Annotated in this window: 16 protein-coding genes; 9 read left to right on the top strand and 7 right to left on the bottom strand. The window is 46.4% G+C overall.

Annotation, left to right across the window (positions count from 1 at the left end; translation table 11 throughout):
* The first annotated feature begins 121 nt into the window (after positions 1-121).
* The 7 genes from PN499_RS23295 (at position 122) to PN499_RS23265 (ending at position 7,777) form a co-directional block, all read left to right on the top strand.
* The gene (locus PN499_RS23295) at positions 122-598 is read left to right on the top strand and encodes a response regulator (protein ID WP_272035066.1); all 477 of its coding nucleotides are present in this window, start codon (positions 122-124) and stop codon (positions 596-598) included.
* Positions 599-798: 200 nt separating this feature from the next.
* Complete coding sequence (locus tag PN499_RS23290) at positions 799-1,554, top strand: ParA family protein (RefSeq protein WP_272035065.1); 756 nt, start codon at positions 799-801, stop codon at positions 1,552-1,554.
* Positions 1,551-2,492: a ParB/RepB/Spo0J family partition protein gene (locus tag PN499_RS23285; RefSeq protein WP_272035063.1), complete on the top strand. Its 942-nt coding sequence runs from the start codon at positions 1,551-1,553 to the stop codon at positions 2,490-2,492. Before PN499_RS23290 ends, PN499_RS23285 begins: the two co-directional genes overlap by 4 nt.
* 155 nt (positions 2,493-2,647) lie before the next feature.
* Positions 2,648-2,911 (top strand): HNH endonuclease, encoded by a 264-nt coding sequence (locus tag PN499_RS23280; protein WP_272035061.1) that lies wholly within the window; start codon positions 2,648-2,650, stop codon positions 2,909-2,911.
* Between the two features lie 150 nt (positions 2,912-3,061).
* A complete protein-coding gene (locus PN499_RS23275) occupies positions 3,062-3,673 on the top strand; it encodes a hypothetical protein (RefSeq protein ID WP_272035059.1) in 612 nt (203 codons plus the stop codon).
* A complete protein-coding gene (locus PN499_RS23270) occupies positions 3,670-4,431 on the top strand; it encodes a DUF1822 family protein (RefSeq protein ID WP_272035057.1) in 762 nt (253 codons plus the stop codon). The genes PN499_RS23275 and PN499_RS23270 overlap by 4 nt, the downstream gene beginning before the upstream one ends.
* Positions 4,432-4,489: 58 nt before the next feature.
* Entirely contained in the window at positions 4,490-7,777 is a 3,288-nt protein-coding gene (locus PN499_RS23265) for a CHAT domain-containing protein (protein ID WP_272035055.1), read from the top strand.
* Between the two features lie 117 nt (positions 7,778-7,894).
* Here PN499_RS23265 and PN499_RS23260 read toward each other — a convergent pair whose 3' ends face one another.
* The 4 genes from PN499_RS23260 to PN499_RS23245 form a co-directional block, all read right to left on the bottom strand.
* Entirely contained in the window at positions 7,895-8,161 is a 267-nt protein-coding gene (locus PN499_RS23260; RefSeq protein WP_272035053.1) for a type II toxin-antitoxin system ParD family antitoxin, read from the bottom strand.
* An 86-nt stretch (positions 8,162-8,247) separates the two neighbouring features.
* Positions 8,248-8,583 carry a XisI protein gene (locus tag PN499_RS23255; RefSeq protein WP_272035051.1) on the bottom strand — a complete coding sequence of 112 codons (336 nt, stop codon included), beginning with the start codon at positions 8,581-8,583 and terminating at the stop codon, positions 8,248-8,250.
* Positions 8,571-8,984: a XisH family protein gene (locus PN499_RS23250; protein ID WP_272035049.1), complete on the bottom strand. Its 414-nt coding sequence runs from the start codon at positions 8,982-8,984 to the stop codon at positions 8,571-8,573. The genes PN499_RS23255 and PN499_RS23250 overlap by 13 nt, the downstream gene beginning before the upstream one ends.
* Positions 8,985-9,019: 35 nt before the next feature.
* On the bottom strand, positions 9,020-9,994 hold the full coding sequence (locus tag PN499_RS23245; protein ID WP_272035047.1) for a tyrosine-type recombinase/integrase: 975 nt from the start codon (positions 9,992-9,994) through the stop codon (positions 9,020-9,022).
* Positions 9,995-10,247: 253 nt separating this feature from the next.
* Between PN499_RS23245 and PN499_RS23240 the strand changes: the two genes are divergently transcribed.
* Together PN499_RS23240 and PN499_RS23235 are read left to right on the top strand one after the other, a co-directional pair.
* Positions 10,248-10,412 (top strand): hypothetical protein, encoded by a 165-nt coding sequence (locus PN499_RS23240; RefSeq protein WP_272035045.1) that lies wholly within the window; start codon positions 10,248-10,250, stop codon positions 10,410-10,412.
* A 317-nt stretch (positions 10,413-10,729) separates the two neighbouring features.
* The gene (locus PN499_RS23235; RefSeq protein WP_272035043.1) at positions 10,730-10,927 is read left to right on the top strand and encodes a hypothetical protein; all 198 of its coding nucleotides are present in this window, start codon (positions 10,730-10,732) and stop codon (positions 10,925-10,927) included.
* Positions 10,928-11,208: 281 nt separating this feature from the next.
* Here the strand turns inward: PN499_RS23235 and PN499_RS23230 are convergent, their stop codons facing one another.
* The 3 genes from PN499_RS23230 to PN499_RS23220 all read right to left on the bottom strand — a co-directional run bounded on the left by PN499_RS23230 (position 11,209) and on the right by PN499_RS23220 (position 15,230).
* Positions 11,209-11,385 carry a hypothetical protein gene (locus PN499_RS23230; protein ID WP_272035041.1) on the bottom strand — a complete coding sequence of 59 codons (177 nt, stop codon included), beginning with the start codon at positions 11,383-11,385 and terminating at the stop codon, positions 11,209-11,211.
* 119 nt (positions 11,386-11,504) lie between these two features.
* Entirely contained in the window at positions 11,505-14,543 is a 3,039-nt protein-coding gene (locus PN499_RS23225) for a DUF3987 domain-containing protein (protein ID WP_272035039.1), read from the bottom strand.
* A 357-nt stretch (positions 14,544-14,900) separates the two neighbouring features.
* Positions 14,901-15,230, bottom strand: a complete 330-nt coding sequence (locus tag PN499_RS23220; protein WP_272035037.1) for a hypothetical protein — start codon at positions 15,228-15,230, stop codon at positions 14,901-14,903.
* Positions 15,231-15,437 lie beyond the last annotated feature (207 nt).

The following is a 15,437-nucleotide window of genomic DNA, read 5'->3' as shown; positions in this document are numbered from 1 at the left end:
CTAAAATGGTTGACACCATAATTGCTGTGGCTCTTGACTTAATGAATCCGAAACATTTAAAAAATTGGTTTACTAACTGCTGCTACTGTACCTCATAACATCCGGAAGTGCTGTAATTTGGATGGATTTGAGGATGCCGCTTTTAGACGGTTTTCAAGCTGTTCAAAAAATTAGAGCTTTGCCTGACGGCTGCAACACTAAGATTATTGCTTTGAGTGCTAATGCTTTTGTTCAAACCCAAGAACGAGCTACTTCGGCCGGGTTTGATGACTTTGTTGCTAAACCGTTCCGAGACAGCGTGATTTTTGAGAAGATGGCGCTGCATTTGGGAGTTCGCTATGTGTACGAACAGGAATCGCCGGTGTTGCCACTACGGGATGAGGTTGCCGTAAAACTTACTTCTGAGTCCCTGTCTGTGTTGCCGAGGGAGTTGCTAACGAAGCTCTACAAAGCCGCTGCCATCGGCGATGAACAACTCACTCGACAGTTAATTAGCCAGATTCCCCAGTCGGAGCAGGCGATCGCGCGAGCTTTGACTAAATTGGTTGATAATATGAGCTTAGATATTATTAGCGATTTGACTCAACACTACCTTTGAACGCAAACTGCTATCCGCTAAACACGCTCACATCACTGGACAACCAGTACATTTTTTATCCACCGAATCGGCGATTAGAGGCTTAGCGATCGCAAGTTAGCACTCTCAAGTTCTCAAAGTTCTTTCAAGGATTAGTCCACATTAAGCCGCAGTCCACTAATATTGTTGAATCAACACGTTTATTGCGTGCGTAAAAACAGATGAGCAAAATTATTGCGCTTTTCAATCAGTCAGGCGGTGTCTCCAAAACCAGTTTGACAATGAATTTAGGCTACCATTTGGCGCGACGGAAGCAAAAAATCTTGTTAGTAGATATGGACCCCCAAGCCTCACTTACTGCCTTTATGGGGTTGGAGCCATCAGATTTAAAGGAGACTGTGTACGAGTCCATTATGAACGCTTCAGAACCAGCGTTCCATAAAAACATTCACAACATGGACTTGCTTCCTTCTAATATTAATTTGAGCGGAGCAGAACTGGAACTGGTGGTGGCTGACATGAGAGATAGTCGGCTAAAAGAAGTCCTTGACCCCTTACAATCGCACTATGACTTCATCTTGATAGATTGCCCTCCCTCCCTCGGTATCCTATCCTATATCAGTCTAGTTGCCTCCACTCACGTCTTAATCCCGATTCAAACTGAATATAAAGCTCTCAAAGGAACTGAATTGCTGTTGCAAACTATTGGTCGCGTTAGGGCGCGTGCCAATCGAAAATTGCAGATTGCTGGAGTGATTCCGACGCTGTACGATCCTCGTACTGTACAGGCTTTTCAAAGTTTGCAATCAATTACTACTTCTCTGGAGAAGATTGGTACGATTTACCCCGCTGTGCCTCGGACTGTGGCTTTTGCCGATGCGTCGCAGCAGCACGTACCTCTGGCCGTGTACAATCCAAAACATCCAGCCGCCACTGTACTCGATACTATTGCACAAGGACTTTTAGCTCTGCGATGAATCAAAAGCGCGACAGTCAGCCTTATCAAATCAAAGGGGTTGAGGCTTTATTAGGAACCAGCGATAGCGAAGATGCCGCATCCTCCCTTGTCTCAATACACAGAATTGTCTTGCCAGCGCAGCAACCCCGTCGCTATTTCGAGCCGACAGCTATGCAAGAACTGGTGGAGTCCGTCAAGCAGTTAGGAATTCTGCAACCGCTCCTGGTACGCCCCATAGATGCCAATAAGTACGAATTGGTAGCGGGAGAACGGCGCTATCGAGCCGCTTCATCGTTAGGCTTGACTGAAGTTCCTGTTGTGATTCGGGAACTGACAGACACAGAGGCGCTGCAAATTGCACTGCTGGAGAACTTGCAGCGGGAAGATTTGAATGCGATCGAGGAAACTGAGGGGATTCTGCAATTGCTGGCAATGAAATTGAACTCTACCCCCGAATCAGTTATTGCTTTGCTCGGAGCGGCCGCACACCCGGAACGTACATCTGTGGATAACGTTATCCACAGCCCGGATTGGCAAATAGTTAGCGAGATATTTACGCTCGTGGGGAAGTACAACCCTGAGAGTTTCCGAACCAATCGCCTCCCCTTGCTGAACCTACCAGATGATGTGATGGGAGCGCTGCGGAAAGGACGGATTGAGTACACCAAAGCCAGAGCGATCGCGCGAGTCAAGAATAGCTCCGAGCGATCTCAATTACTAGAAGAGGCGATCGCTCTCGAGCTTTCCCTGACCCAAATCAAACAGCGCATTGCCGATTTGAAAGCCAAAAGTACACCAGAGGTGGCTCCACCGAATCACTCGCTTAAAAGTCGCGTAGATACAGCTTATGCCAGAGTGAAAAAGTCAAAGGTTTGGGATGACCCTAAAAAGCAAAAGAAACTAGAGAAGCTGTTAGCTGAAATGGAAGCATTGGTGGGTGAGGAATTGGAAAAATGAAGCGGATTTTAAAGTAAAGCTACTCAAATTTACATTGGGTTTATGAGTGCAGTTGGAAGACATAGGAGCCATCTGGTTCATATCGCTGCGTAAATTTTTAACAGGGGACTGATAAGTAAATGAACACCGAATAGCCATGAGGCTCCCAAAGTTCTATGTCCCCTGCTTCAAGACGCAGCAAAACGCGCCAACTCCTGCAACTGTACGGAAATCACTGCTACTGGTGCAACAAACCGATGCAGAAATCAGAAAGAACCATCGAACACTTACTCCCTAAAAGCCGAGGCGGGTCTAACGCACTCTCCAACCTGCGTTTAGCCTGCTTCAGTTGCAATAATTCGCGTGGAAATAGCCTTTTACCTCCTCCCGGCAAGAATTTACGCACACAAAGAACTCAACCACATGAGAAAATAGCTTAGGATTTTCGCACGATCGCGAATTTTCATAGCTAATAAACAAACTAACTTGCTCCTCAAAAAAGTCGCATGGATGACCTAGATGGACGGTTAAGCGCTCTAATTGCAGAGATACGTCAAAATCCAGCTAACAGTAGAAAATGGCGAACAGCCATGAACAAGGTATTACGGGAAATTCAACAACTACCAGGACTCAAAAAATCAGCCCATCAAGATTATCCTGAAGCCCTCAATCGTACTTTTGAATGGGTTAGTCGCGAGATTGCTAACTTTGATCCGCGCCCGCCTTCTGTTTCAAAAAGTTTGGTTAACTGGATAAACGGCACTTTGCGTCGCCGAATTCAAGATTTGTATTCTGTTGACAAAAAGGCTCCTATTAGTTTAGATGCTCCGCTCGCTGTGGATGCTGGAGAAACAACTCGGCTCGAACTACTCCCCGATCCTACGCTCAGCGGTTTGGATAGCATTATTGAAAGTTTTCAGAAAGAACACACTCAGCGAATTGGCCTCCAACTAGAACTTTACATAGAGCAAGATCCAGAAGGAAAACTAAAAAATAGCTACCCTCGTTCTTCCCCGGAGTGTAACTGCCAATTTCTCAGCCTGAGAAGAGTGTTAAAAGACCCTCCTGACAAGTTTCAAGACCTAGCAGAAGAGTTAAATGTTAAGTACACAACCCTGAATTCTCACTGGAAGAGAAAATGCCAACCCTCGTTGCAAGAAATAGCCCGCACTCTAGGATATAAACAGGAATCACAACCATGAACATCGCAGAAATACCTCTGTTAACAGTACCGCTAGAGTTAAAAGCTCACGAATTGGCTCGACAGTTGGCAGCAGTTCAAAGTACAGCCCAAAAAGGAAAACGAGTTTACTTGAATGCACTGGCAGTTTACGCAGTTCACAGCTATTTAAAATGGCTGCAAATTGAAACAGATTTTAATTCTTCCGATAGCTTCAATCCAGCAAAAACAGCGCTCGCTAATGTCGCTGACTTGCTAATTACTGGCATTGGTTCCTTAGAATGCCGCCCAGTTTTACCTGGTGAAACAAGCATTTTCTTACCCGAAGAAGTAATAGAAAATCGGATTGGATATGTGGGAGTACAGTTTAGCGATCGCCTTGACTCCGTGCAACTATTGGGATTTGCTCCAAGCTTAGATAGCTCAAATCCACCGCAACAAATAGCAGTAGCAGAACTGATGCCGATTGACGCTTTAATTGAACAGATTACTCGTTTAGAAGAAGCGATCGCCTTCTTAGAAACAGACGATCCGGTGGCGGTACAGGTACGAGATCAGATAGAAACTCAATCGCGGAGCAATATTGTTGCCCAATTAGAGCGTATTTATAGAACTTGCGAGGAGTACGAGTGGCGGTATGCAGCGGGAGAGATGTTAGCTGGGAGTACCGCAGGAGGGGAGTTTACTCGTGAAAGTGCCGATAGCGCTGACACTGATTTACAAGATTTAGCCGAAGCACTGCTGGAGAAGTTAGCAGAAATATGGAGGGATGCTGCGTAATTTTGGAGCGGATGGCTGATGTATATATGTAGTCTCCCCTTCGTAACCTGTAAAGAATATGGCAAAAGGATTCGGCCCGAAGAAAGCTCCCCAAACGACAAAACGCCAGACAGCTTATTTCAAGGTAATTCAAGCGCTCCTCAACTGTCGTAGTGGCAGAGAACTCAAGATTTTAGGGAATCACGCCCATCTGATTGACGCGGGGTTGGTGGAAATGATGGCAATGGTAGCTACGATTTTGGTAGCAGATAAGGAGCTTGCGAAGGCTAAATTTTTAATTGGTTGGGCTGTCATTTTAACTCAAGAACTGGGATTAGACAATAATTTTTTCAGCGTCGATCCCACTATTTCTTCCCAAGAAAATTTTCTCAGGCAATGGGAGTTCATCCAAGAGCAAACCCGGTTTCGTTTATTCTTTCAATTATTAGACGCTATTTCAGAGAGTCACAGGAATTTCCAAACGGTTGACCAAAGGATAGTGCGAGAAATTAACCTCTTGCTTGAAGCTAACCAAGAGCAACTTGATGAACACTTTGTTAAGGTGTTGCGATATCACTCGTCTGCGATACTATCTGAAGCGCCACCCGCAGGGAAAAAAGGAATCGCTGCTCGACTTATGATGTTGAGCTACTGCATCCATGAATTTGAAAAAGGAAATGAAGCCAATAATTTAGAGATTGCCATTGCAGGTTATGAAATTGCTGTCACCGTCTTAACCTACGAAGCTTTTCCAGAACAGTGGGCAGCTTGTCAAAACTCTCTCGGTAATGCTTATCACCGCCGTTTTAAGGGCGATCGCGCCGAAAACCTAGAACGATCGATCGCCTGCTGTCAAAATGCCCTAAAAGTATTGACTCGCGAATCTCGTCCGAGAATGTGGGCAGAAATTCAAAAGAATTTGGCTATTGCTTATGGCAACCGAATTCGCGGAGATCGGTTAGAGAATGCAGAATTAGCAAGAATCGCTTGTTGCACAGCAATGGAAGTTTACACCCGCGAAGCAATGCCTGAAGCATTGGCTCAACTTCAAAACAATTTAGGTCTTATTTATCGCGATCGCATTTGTGGCGACAAGGCGGAAAACTTGGAACAAGCGATTGCTTGCTATCAAAATGCTCTGTTATTCCGCACCCGCGAAGAATTTCCCAAACTTTGGGCTATGACTCAAATGAATCTGGCATCTGCTTACCGCCACCGAATTCACGGCGATCGGGTAGAAAATATTGAAAAGGCGATCGCAGCTAACAAAGCAGCATTACAAGTTTATACTCAAGACGAGTTTCCCGCAGATTGGGCAGGAGTGCAAACTAATTTGGGTAACGCTTACGTGCATCGACGTAAGGGCGCTCGAAATGAGAATTTAGAAATGGCTATTGCCGCCCATCAAGCTGCTTTAAAAGTCTTTAACCCGGATGAGTTTCCTAGAGAGTGGGCTATGGCTCAAATGAATCTGGGTAAATGTTACTTCATGGTTGAATCACACGAAAAAGCGATCGCTTGTTATCGATTGGCTTTAACAGTTTGTACGCCAACTGCTTTCCCATTTGAATGCTCGGGCGCGGGAGAAACACTAGGAAAAATAGGATTTGCAATAAAAGATTGGAAATTAGCCATTGATGGATACGGCATCGCGATTGAAGCCGTAGAAACCAGCCGTACTTGGGCAACTTCTGAATTTCGCCGCCAAGAAATTTTGGAAGAGGCGATCGACATTTATGCCAACATCGTGCAAGCTTGCATCAATAACAAACAGTTAGATAAAGCCCTTGAATATGTAGAGCGATCGCGATCTAAACGCCTCGTAGATTTGATGGCAAGCAATGACCTCTATTCAAGTGCAGAAATTCCTGCTGAAATTCAACAGTATTTACAAGATTTTGAACGCCTACAGGAGCAAATTGACAAAGAACGAGGGCGCAATCAACCTAGCAACGACTTTGATAATAGCAAACTTGATAACAGCCGTGCAGCACTAGCAGCTTACAATCAAATAATAGCTGATCTGGAAGCTGAAAAACTCCTAATTTGGGAACAACTTCGCCGCCTAGATCCGGTGCTGGCTGGTCAAATTCGAGTTAATCCTCTCAAATTCCCATCCATCCAGAAGCTGATCGACAAACCCACCACTGCAATTATTAGCTTTTACACCACTGTTAGCGACACCTTTATCTTCGTCGTGCGGCAAAACGAGATTACCCTGCAAAGCTGTGCTAGTTTAGGATTTGAGACTTTGCACGGATGGATTTCCCAAAATTGGTTAGGACAATATGTTAACGATAAAGATTCTTGGAAAAAACAATTAGTTGAGAGCCTAACTGAACTGGCAAAACAGTTAAATTTGAGCGATCTAATCTTATGGCATTTAGAAGGAATTTCTGAACTGATTATAGTTCCTCATTATGCCCTTCACCAAATCCCCTTCGCTGCACTACCCATCGGAGACAACCGATATTTAGGAGACAAATTTCTCATTCGTTACGCACCTAGTTGTCAAGTCCTAGAATTCTGCCAGCAACGCCCTTCCCCCGGCAATAACCTAAACTGTGGCACTATTGAAGATGCGACGGGCGACTTGCCTTGCGCCAGCTTTGAAGGAGAGCAACTCGCAGTTCTTTATAGCATCCCAGACAATCAACGCTTAAAAGGTCGCCATCAAGCTACTGTTAGTAACTATCGAGAACTCGCCCGAACCGTCCAAATCCTCCACTCTAGCCACCACGCCCAGTCGCGCTTGGACAATCCCTTAGAATCGACATTAATTTTAGGAGATGGCTGCATTACTTTAGGTCAGCTAATGACTCCCGCATGGCGTCTCCCTCAGTTGTCGGATGTATTTCTTTCCTGCTGCGAAACTGGATTGGGATTGAGTGAAATTACTGGCGATATACTTACTTTTTCTACGGGTTTCTTGTCGGCGGGAGCCAGAAGTGTTATCAGTACACTTTGGGCTGTCGATGATTTAGCAACGGCGCTTTTTTCTATTTTTTACTATCAAGAGTGGCAGCAGGGAAAGAATCGCCCAGAGGCCATTAGACAAGCTCAAGTTAAGTTGCGATCGCTTACTGGCGATACCCTAGCTGCTCGTTATAAAGCCCAACTTACAGAACTTTTGAAACATAAACTTAAAGAAACCGAGGTACTCCGCAAAAAAACTAAGGCAGAACGAGATGCTTGTTCTGTAGATTCCCCAGACTATCAGCAATGGGATGAAGAATGCAAAAAGTATGGTAAAATTGGCACACAAATTTATCTATCTCTCAAAATTTTAGATAAATCTTGTCAAGAATTAAAGCCTTTTTCTCACCCTTTTTACTGGGCTGCTTTTACGTGCACTGGAGTTAGGTAAGTATGAACAGGTGAGGCAGGGAAGTTTGCCCTAAATATTGGGTGGGTTAGTTTTTAATTTCTGCAATAGTTTCAATATCTCGGCTAGCTGGAGCAGTAAACCGACAAATATTACTCATCAATCAGCCTGAGCGCGACGTTGTTGGAGATTCTGTTCCAGTTGGGAGAAAATCGTCTCCCCATCAACAACCTCACCCCGAATGGAGGCTTCAACGCCGATCGTAATTTCCCTTCTCAACTCTTCAAACCGACCTTTGTAAATGCCTGAACGTTCTTCTAACAGCCTGATACCTGCCCAAATCACTTCTTCAGCATTCGCATACTTACCGCTTTCTACCTGAGTTTGAATAAACTGCGAAATTTCTGAATTTAACGATACATTCATTGAAGTAAACCTATGTATTGAGGGCGATCGCATCAACTATATTGGTATTTTGAAAAATGGAAATTAGGTAAGCGGTCGCGCATTTCTCAAGCAACTCCATACCCTGTATATGGACGCTTGTAGGGTGGATGCAACCCAAGTATAATGTCTTCTTTAGCAACGCCGATTTCCACCAATTCTTGACCGATGTCGATGTCAGTTGCATTGTGCTGAAGCCAGATTTTTTCATCTTTGATATCGAAGTGCAGAACTGTGTAATAAATTCGCTCTAGTCCTTTCCAACCCACTCGCATGAGTTGATAGCGATCGCGTACAGGATCGAAAAACAGCTCGTTTTCTACATCTTCGTTGCGGGATTTAAATTGACTGTGCTTGAATAATAGGGTTTGGATGCAAGACCGATAACGCTCTAATTTATCCATTGGATGACCTCCTCGGTTATGGGTTCGTAAACAATAAGTAAGAGTTGATGTCGGGCGATCGCTATTTTAGCAAAACGACTTTGAAAGAAGGTTTGATAGGTTTCACGGGGAACTGCCAGATAGAGCAGGCGATCGGGTTCATTGACTTCTAGCATAATTCGGTAGTTCAAGAATTGTCCTAAAGCCGTATGAAAATCACTGATAGCAGATGTACCGATAAAGCTTTTGATTTCAACGGCAATTTTTTCCTCTCCGCGTTCGGCAGCAATCAATCGTTCCGCGCCTAGGTCGATCTTGACGGTAATTTCTTCCAATTCCAGTTCTAACGGATCGTCAGTAACTGTCCATCGTTCTTTTTCTAATCCACGTCTGACTGCATCATGAAAGAGGTCTTTAGCCATTGTTGTTTCTATAATTAAGTAAGAATATGCAATACTTAGCGCACCAAACCAGCCAGCAGCCCTGACGCTTCTCGCTGCAAACTCTGCCGATTATCATCGTAGCAATTAAGGACATTCGAGCTGGTATGGCGGCTCAACTTCTGTGCCATTCGCATATTGCCGTTGCTTGCATCTAACAGCGTCGTAATTGCAGCGTGGCGTATTCTGTGTGGGCTAATTCTTTTCGTAATTCCCGCAGCAGAGCAAGTTGAGAAAACAAGCTTATAAATAGCATACCCGCTCAACCTCAACCCGTATTCCCGCTTTGTCAAAGCAATAAACAAAGGTTCAAGGGGCGACACAGAACCCCGCACCCTCAGCCAATCAGAAATTGCCTCTGCTGTCGCGCCATGCAAGTCAATTAGCTGCGCCTGAGTTCCCCTACCTTTGCCGTAAATGTTTAGAGTTCGGGCACTCGGCTCAAAATCGCCTATATTAGCTGCGCTGATTTCCCCCCGGCGCAACGCATTGTCCCACAGCAGCCGGAGAACTGCATAGTCCCGCTTTCCCTGAACCGTATTCCGATCGGGAATTTCCAACACTGACTGCATCGCCATCACATTCTCAGAAGCAACTCGACCAAATCCTGTAGTATCCCGGTAAGGAACCACCTTCTCTCCTTCAACATCTACCAAACTCCACTCACACTCGCCCACCTTGCGAGCAAAATTCACCAAACTTTTAATCGCCGCCAGCCGCCGATTAATCGTCGCTTCCTTAAGTCCCTTGTCAATCAGCTTGGCTTTATATTTGAGCACCACTGCCACAGCAGCGAAGCGATTCAGCCGTAGGAACTCGCGCACTAATGCCGGATGCGGTGGTTGCCCCGTCATTGTCATAAAAAAATCAAACAAATCTTTCTCATAAGCCCCCCTGGTGTTGACAGAGCGCTTAGCAGCTAACAGCTCTGCCACTAGGTCGCGCGTCGAAGCTATCTCTCCAAAGGAATTAGCAGCGTGTTCTAAATCCATAGCCGGCCCCATAATCATCCTTTCCAGACCAGATTACCCTCATTCGGGGTGCAAATAGCACAAGATTTAACGTTGAAAGACAACTTGAATACGTGCAGAAAATTTGCTGGGCTGTAAAATTACTCAGTTTCAATTTTGAGTGTCAACACTATTTAGAACTAAAATTTATTGACGATTTGACGATTCTCCTGAACTTCCCTGTTTGTAAGGGTTTCAACTTCTAAGCTTCATTGACGATTTTTGACATTGTTTTTTGACGATTCTCCCCAAATGCTCTCAAACTGTGAGTTTGGGGAATAGCCACTTTGTTTTTGACGATTCTGACGATTGGTTGATCGACCCGTCGCGATCGTCAATGACGACTTGCGCCCTCACATTAGCTGGTCGCCACTGCTATCTGATTGACAATCGTCAATGACGATTCTGAATTGTCAAAGCTATTATTGACGATTGAAGTGCTTATGGGGTAAAAGTTTTAGGGAATCGTCAAATCGTCAACGCTATTTTAAGCTTTTGCAAAAAGGGATCGGCAGGCATTCGCGATCGCACTCGGGAGTTACTAACTTCCCTGGAGTGTTTTGAACCAGCATCCGACATAACCTTGGCTTTTGGGAACTTGATGCCTCATGAGAGTCCTAACGATACGGTTATGACAAATTTTCTTTGACGATTTGACGATTCTTCTAAACCTTGCTATTTGTAAAGGTTTCAGCTTCTAACTTTTATTGACGATTTTTGACATTGTTTTTGACGATTCTCCCCAAACGCTTTTTCAGTATGGATTTGGGGGAGGTATTGCAAGTTATTGACGATTATGCCGATTGCTTACCAAGCCGCCCTATCAAGTTGGCAGGTTCGCGTATTGTCGTTGTTGTCACCGCCGCGATGCCGGAGACTGGCGGCTACGCGATCGCGGGAGCCGGCTACTCGTGACTCTCTTGGGGTGTGGCTGGGGAATCGTCAATGACGATTCGCTATCGTCATTGCTATTATTGACAGTAAAGATGCTTGCTGTGTAAGGATTTCAAGCTATCGTCAAATCGTCAATGTAATTTTTAAAGACTTCGGCAAATTTAGATGCCGGATTGTTTGTCACGATCGTCCACAACCAGCTTGCCAAGGTCCTGCCAGTAATGTAAAAAAAGAATCGTCATTGACGATTCTGAATCGTCAAAACTGTTACTGACGATTAAAGTGCTTACAGGGTAAGAGTTTTAGGGAATCGTCAAATCGTCAACACAAAATTTGGTCTTCTGCGAGTTTTCTAGAACTATGACGATTGCTTGACAAGTCCGGCTTGGCAAACTAGCAGTTTGTAGGTCGCCACTGTTACCAGTACCCTTGCCTGCGGGCGATCGTAAATTTCTTGGGAGATACTTAGGAATTGTCAATGAGGATAGCCAATCGTCAAAGCTGTCATAGGCGCGAAAAATGATTGCGGTGTAAGAGTTTCAAACTATCGTCAAATTGTCAATGCAGTTTTTAAACACTGACCTTAGCCAGCGAAATGTCAACTTAGAATCCGCCACTTGAAAGACTTGCCGACCTTTTTCGTTTCACCGAGATTCATTGAAACCATAAGGTTGAAGACCGCAGCCGTAAAGTCGGTGTTCGACATCTGGCGGAGTTTAGCGGCTACAACGAGTTCGCGACAGTTGCGGTATGCTTCGCGGGTGCTGATCCAACCTTCAGCAGCCGTGTCCCGCAACTCTTCTGATTTCTGAATCAGTTTGTGAATGACCGGACCAGTATCGTCGTCATCTTGCTGCTGGCCTTTGTAAAGCACTTCAGCCTGGTTGATGTAGAAGTAGCTGGCGGCGATCGCCTTTTGAATGATGTCGGCCTCAATCTCGGTAGGGATTTCAATCTCAAAAGGCTGGTCGGAATGTTCCCCACCTGAGAGTTTCCACTCTTCTTTTAACTGCAAGTAAGTTTTGAGGGTGCCGTCCTGGTTTTTCAACTTGCAGATTTCGTGCAAGCAGTGCAGGATGAGGGCAATCCGCAGGCAATACCCGCTCCACTTGGACATGGCTAGCTGGAAGCCTTCATTCAGTTCAGCTTCTTCGCGCTCGACGATTGGGTTGAAGAAATGCTGTTCGTAGTAGTCGGCTGCGGAGTCGCTCAGGTGGTAAGTGATGGGAAAACCCTGGTAAACAGTGCGGTTCGTTTCATCTCTGAGCACTTCGCCTGTCTCCTCATTTTGAATGGGACGATAGTGCATTTTGAGGACGGAAAGTTTGCGGTAGATGTCTTTGAGGAAGGTGTCGATATGGGGGTAGGGCAGTCGCGTCCGCCGTCGCTTGGGCATTTCTGCTAAGCAGATTACCCACCGGGCCATCCAACCGCTGGATATTTTGCGCGGTGTCAGTTCTTCATCGAGGGTTTTGCGTTGGATGGTGCCGGTGATGGGGACGCACGACCTCTCCACCTCGACTCGGCGATCGCGATCGATGAGGATGACTTTGGGACCGCCGCCGTTGTTGAGGGTGAGGTAAAAGGCTTCGTCGTCCCCCTTGCCAGCCCGATATTTGTTGAGGGCTTTGAAGAAGCCGTCGATTTCGTCGCGGTGGACGAGGAAGCCGCGTGGATTTTCGTTGATGGTGCGGATTAGGGCTTCTACGGTGATGTGTTCGACCCAATATTCGCGAGGGACGGGTGGGGGTGGAATTTCAAGGGGCAGACCATCAGGGTCTCGATTTTGCTGGGTGGCTTTTTCTGCTTCTCTGTAGCTTTTGAGAGCAATGCGGTATTCGCTGTTGGCATCCTGCTGCAAGAGCCGGATGGGGTTGACCATAACTTCTTGAGTTTGACTTTTGAGCTTTCCCGACCGGGCTGTGTTGATTGTCCACAGCACGCAGGACTTTTGTTTGAATCCAGACCAAGCGACAACTTCAGCGGCGGTGCCGATCGCGCAGCCGAAGGTTGACCAACCTACTGTCATCAGGTGTTCGGCGCTGGTGGGCATGGCAGCAGCAACTTGTGCCAGGATGCAGGCAATTTCTGGTGGTAAAATTTGGTGCAAGTCGAGACTCTGCTTGCGCTTGCTAATTAAATCTTCAATCAGGGTTTTTTCGCTTTCGACTTCTGCGAACTGTTGTTCTTGTAGCCGGGTTAAAGCGATTTGTTCGACGTATTTGGGGTCTAGTTCCAGTGCTTGAGCAATTTCGGCGCACTTGGCTTTTCGTTCTGATAAGGGAATGTTCTCCCGTTCTAGGATCTGGTCAATATATTTGAGGAGCAGGTTTTCTTTCTGTTTACTGTCTGAAGGGTTCGATTGAGGGTCTGGGCCCTGAGCCGGCCCTTGGGTCACGCCGAAGTCAGGCGGGTGAGAATTATCTGCAATCAGACCGAAGTTTTGGGAGGCGATCTCTGGCTTTATATAATCTGGTTGTAACTTTTGAGAGTTTAGCTGTTGCTGGCTGTCGGTGGGGGAGGCTCTGGGGCGCTTGTCGATACCCCATTCTCCTAAAATCCTATCTTTAATGTGAGGGGGGCATTTTGCCTGGAAGGTTTCAAGGTCCAGCCGATAAATCTTTTTCCAGCAATTTTCAGAGTCTCCGCTGCGATATTCGGCGGCGGTTTGGCAAGCGGAGGGGCTGATGGTTTTGAGGATGCGTTGCCATTTGTGCGGATCGAGGCTACTGTCTTCCATTTGCCCCCAGGCGTACTCGGCTAAGATTTCAGTCGTGCCGGAGTAGGGGATGTTTTCGCGATGGCAGAATTCTTCCCAGCCGTAGCATTCGGAGATGAGAGCGGTCAGGGCATCGGAGCGATCGCCCCTTTTGGCACCTCCTGTGAGAATTTCAAGGGCGCGGGGGGAGATGAGGTCTTCTAGGCGAATTGCGCCGGGGCTGTAAGTGGTGGTTGTGGGGCGCGGGTTGGTTGGTGTAGACGAGTGTTGATGCCGGGTCGGGTAAATACCAACATCTTCGGGTTTAGCGACGGTGGGCGGATATGCAACAAAATACTCCCAGCGGTACGGGATACCGTTCGCGCCGACAGTAGGGGGCAGCAGGGTGTGGCCGCCGTTTCTCGCCAGCAGTTCCCCCATTCGAGTGCCGCCTGAATCTAAGCTGAAAGCTGTCCAGTTTGGTTCTTCGGTGAAGGCGAGGATAACTCGGTAGCCGCCGGAGGGAGTGCGAAATCGAGGGGCTTCTTTGAGGAGGGGGTAATTGTTGAGCCATTTTTCCAGCCTCGCCTCGAAAATTAATGGCGAGGAGAAGACTTTTTCTTTGCGATCGAGGTCGATAAATCCAATATAGTGTCCCTGGGCATTGGGGCCGCCTCCAAGGGTGCCGATGCCTGAAGTTCTTTCAAACCACTTTGTCAAGTCCGCTTGAGTTGGCAGTTGGTTCTGATAGGTTTTCCAACTGAGTTTAACTGCTTTGCCATTGCGGTTGATCCATGCAGGCGCTTTACCGCCTTGAACGCCGCAGTCTCTTTCGCATTCTGTAGGGCATTCCGGCAGTGCGGGCCGGCCGAGAACATAGTTTAGCCATTCAATGGTTTGGGCGATCGTCTGTGGAGGCTGGTTAGATGCACTGTTCATCGATGCTGCCCCCGATTGACTGATTGGGCTGGGATCTTAAAAACTGGCTGAAGTCCCAAACCCATGTAAGTAGAATCTGCTGCCAAGCTAACCTCCTTACTGTTGATGCCCTAGCTGAAGCTTTAACTAGAGCTTAGTATATCGTAACTACGATATAATTAATTGCTTAGTTACGATAGTTAAAAAACTATAGGGAGCAGGCAACAGCCAGACTACTTATATAAGTATTCAGTAAATAAGTGCGGTTTAGTCAAGAGATAGTAAGGTTTCCTCGACTTGTCTACTTATGGATTTATGTCGTAAGTACGGAAAGCTTAAGGGATTTTGGGAACGCTTGAAATCGGATGGGATGGCTATCTACTTTGTCAGCGAATAAATTTGCGGGTTGAGAGATACTACCTGCACCAACAGACCCATTGCTGCTAAAACTAGGCAAACCGTGTTCCAGCGGGCTGTCTCTGGTTTTTCTAAGACTTGGGTAACGGTAGTAGTATAGCGGCTAGGGTTGATGTCAGAACGTCCCTCTTTAAGAGCCCCGTAAGCCTTAGCCAACTGGTAAGTTGTCCAATTCATATCTTTGAGCCGCTGTTCCATGATGGCTTTAATGGCGGAAGGGTCAAGATTCGCCAGTTGGCTGAGGGTCAGAATGTTTTTTGGATCGATTTCAACTGTGGTAAGTGCGTTCACCTTAGCTTCTCCTGTAAGACTGTCACCGTGAATTCAAGAATTTCCGATACTGTATCCAGTATCTGCTGCCTTGAAGGGGTAGAGTACCTTCCGCCCCACTGCGGCGCGTACAGCCACAGTAGCGGTTTCAGGCGGGGTAGTCTGTGGATGAGTTGTCCAAAGTAGGCACCACTCGTTGACCAGAGCGCCGATGCAATAATATTTTGC

The sequence above is a fragment of the Kamptonema animale CS-326 genome, from assembly GCF_028330895.1.
Taxonomy (GTDB): Bacteria; Cyanobacteriota; Cyanobacteriia; order Cyanobacteriales; family Microcoleaceae; genus Kamptonema; species Kamptonema formosum.
Note: the sequence above shows the minus strand (reverse complement) of the source record. Positions and strands in the feature narration are given on the sequence as shown.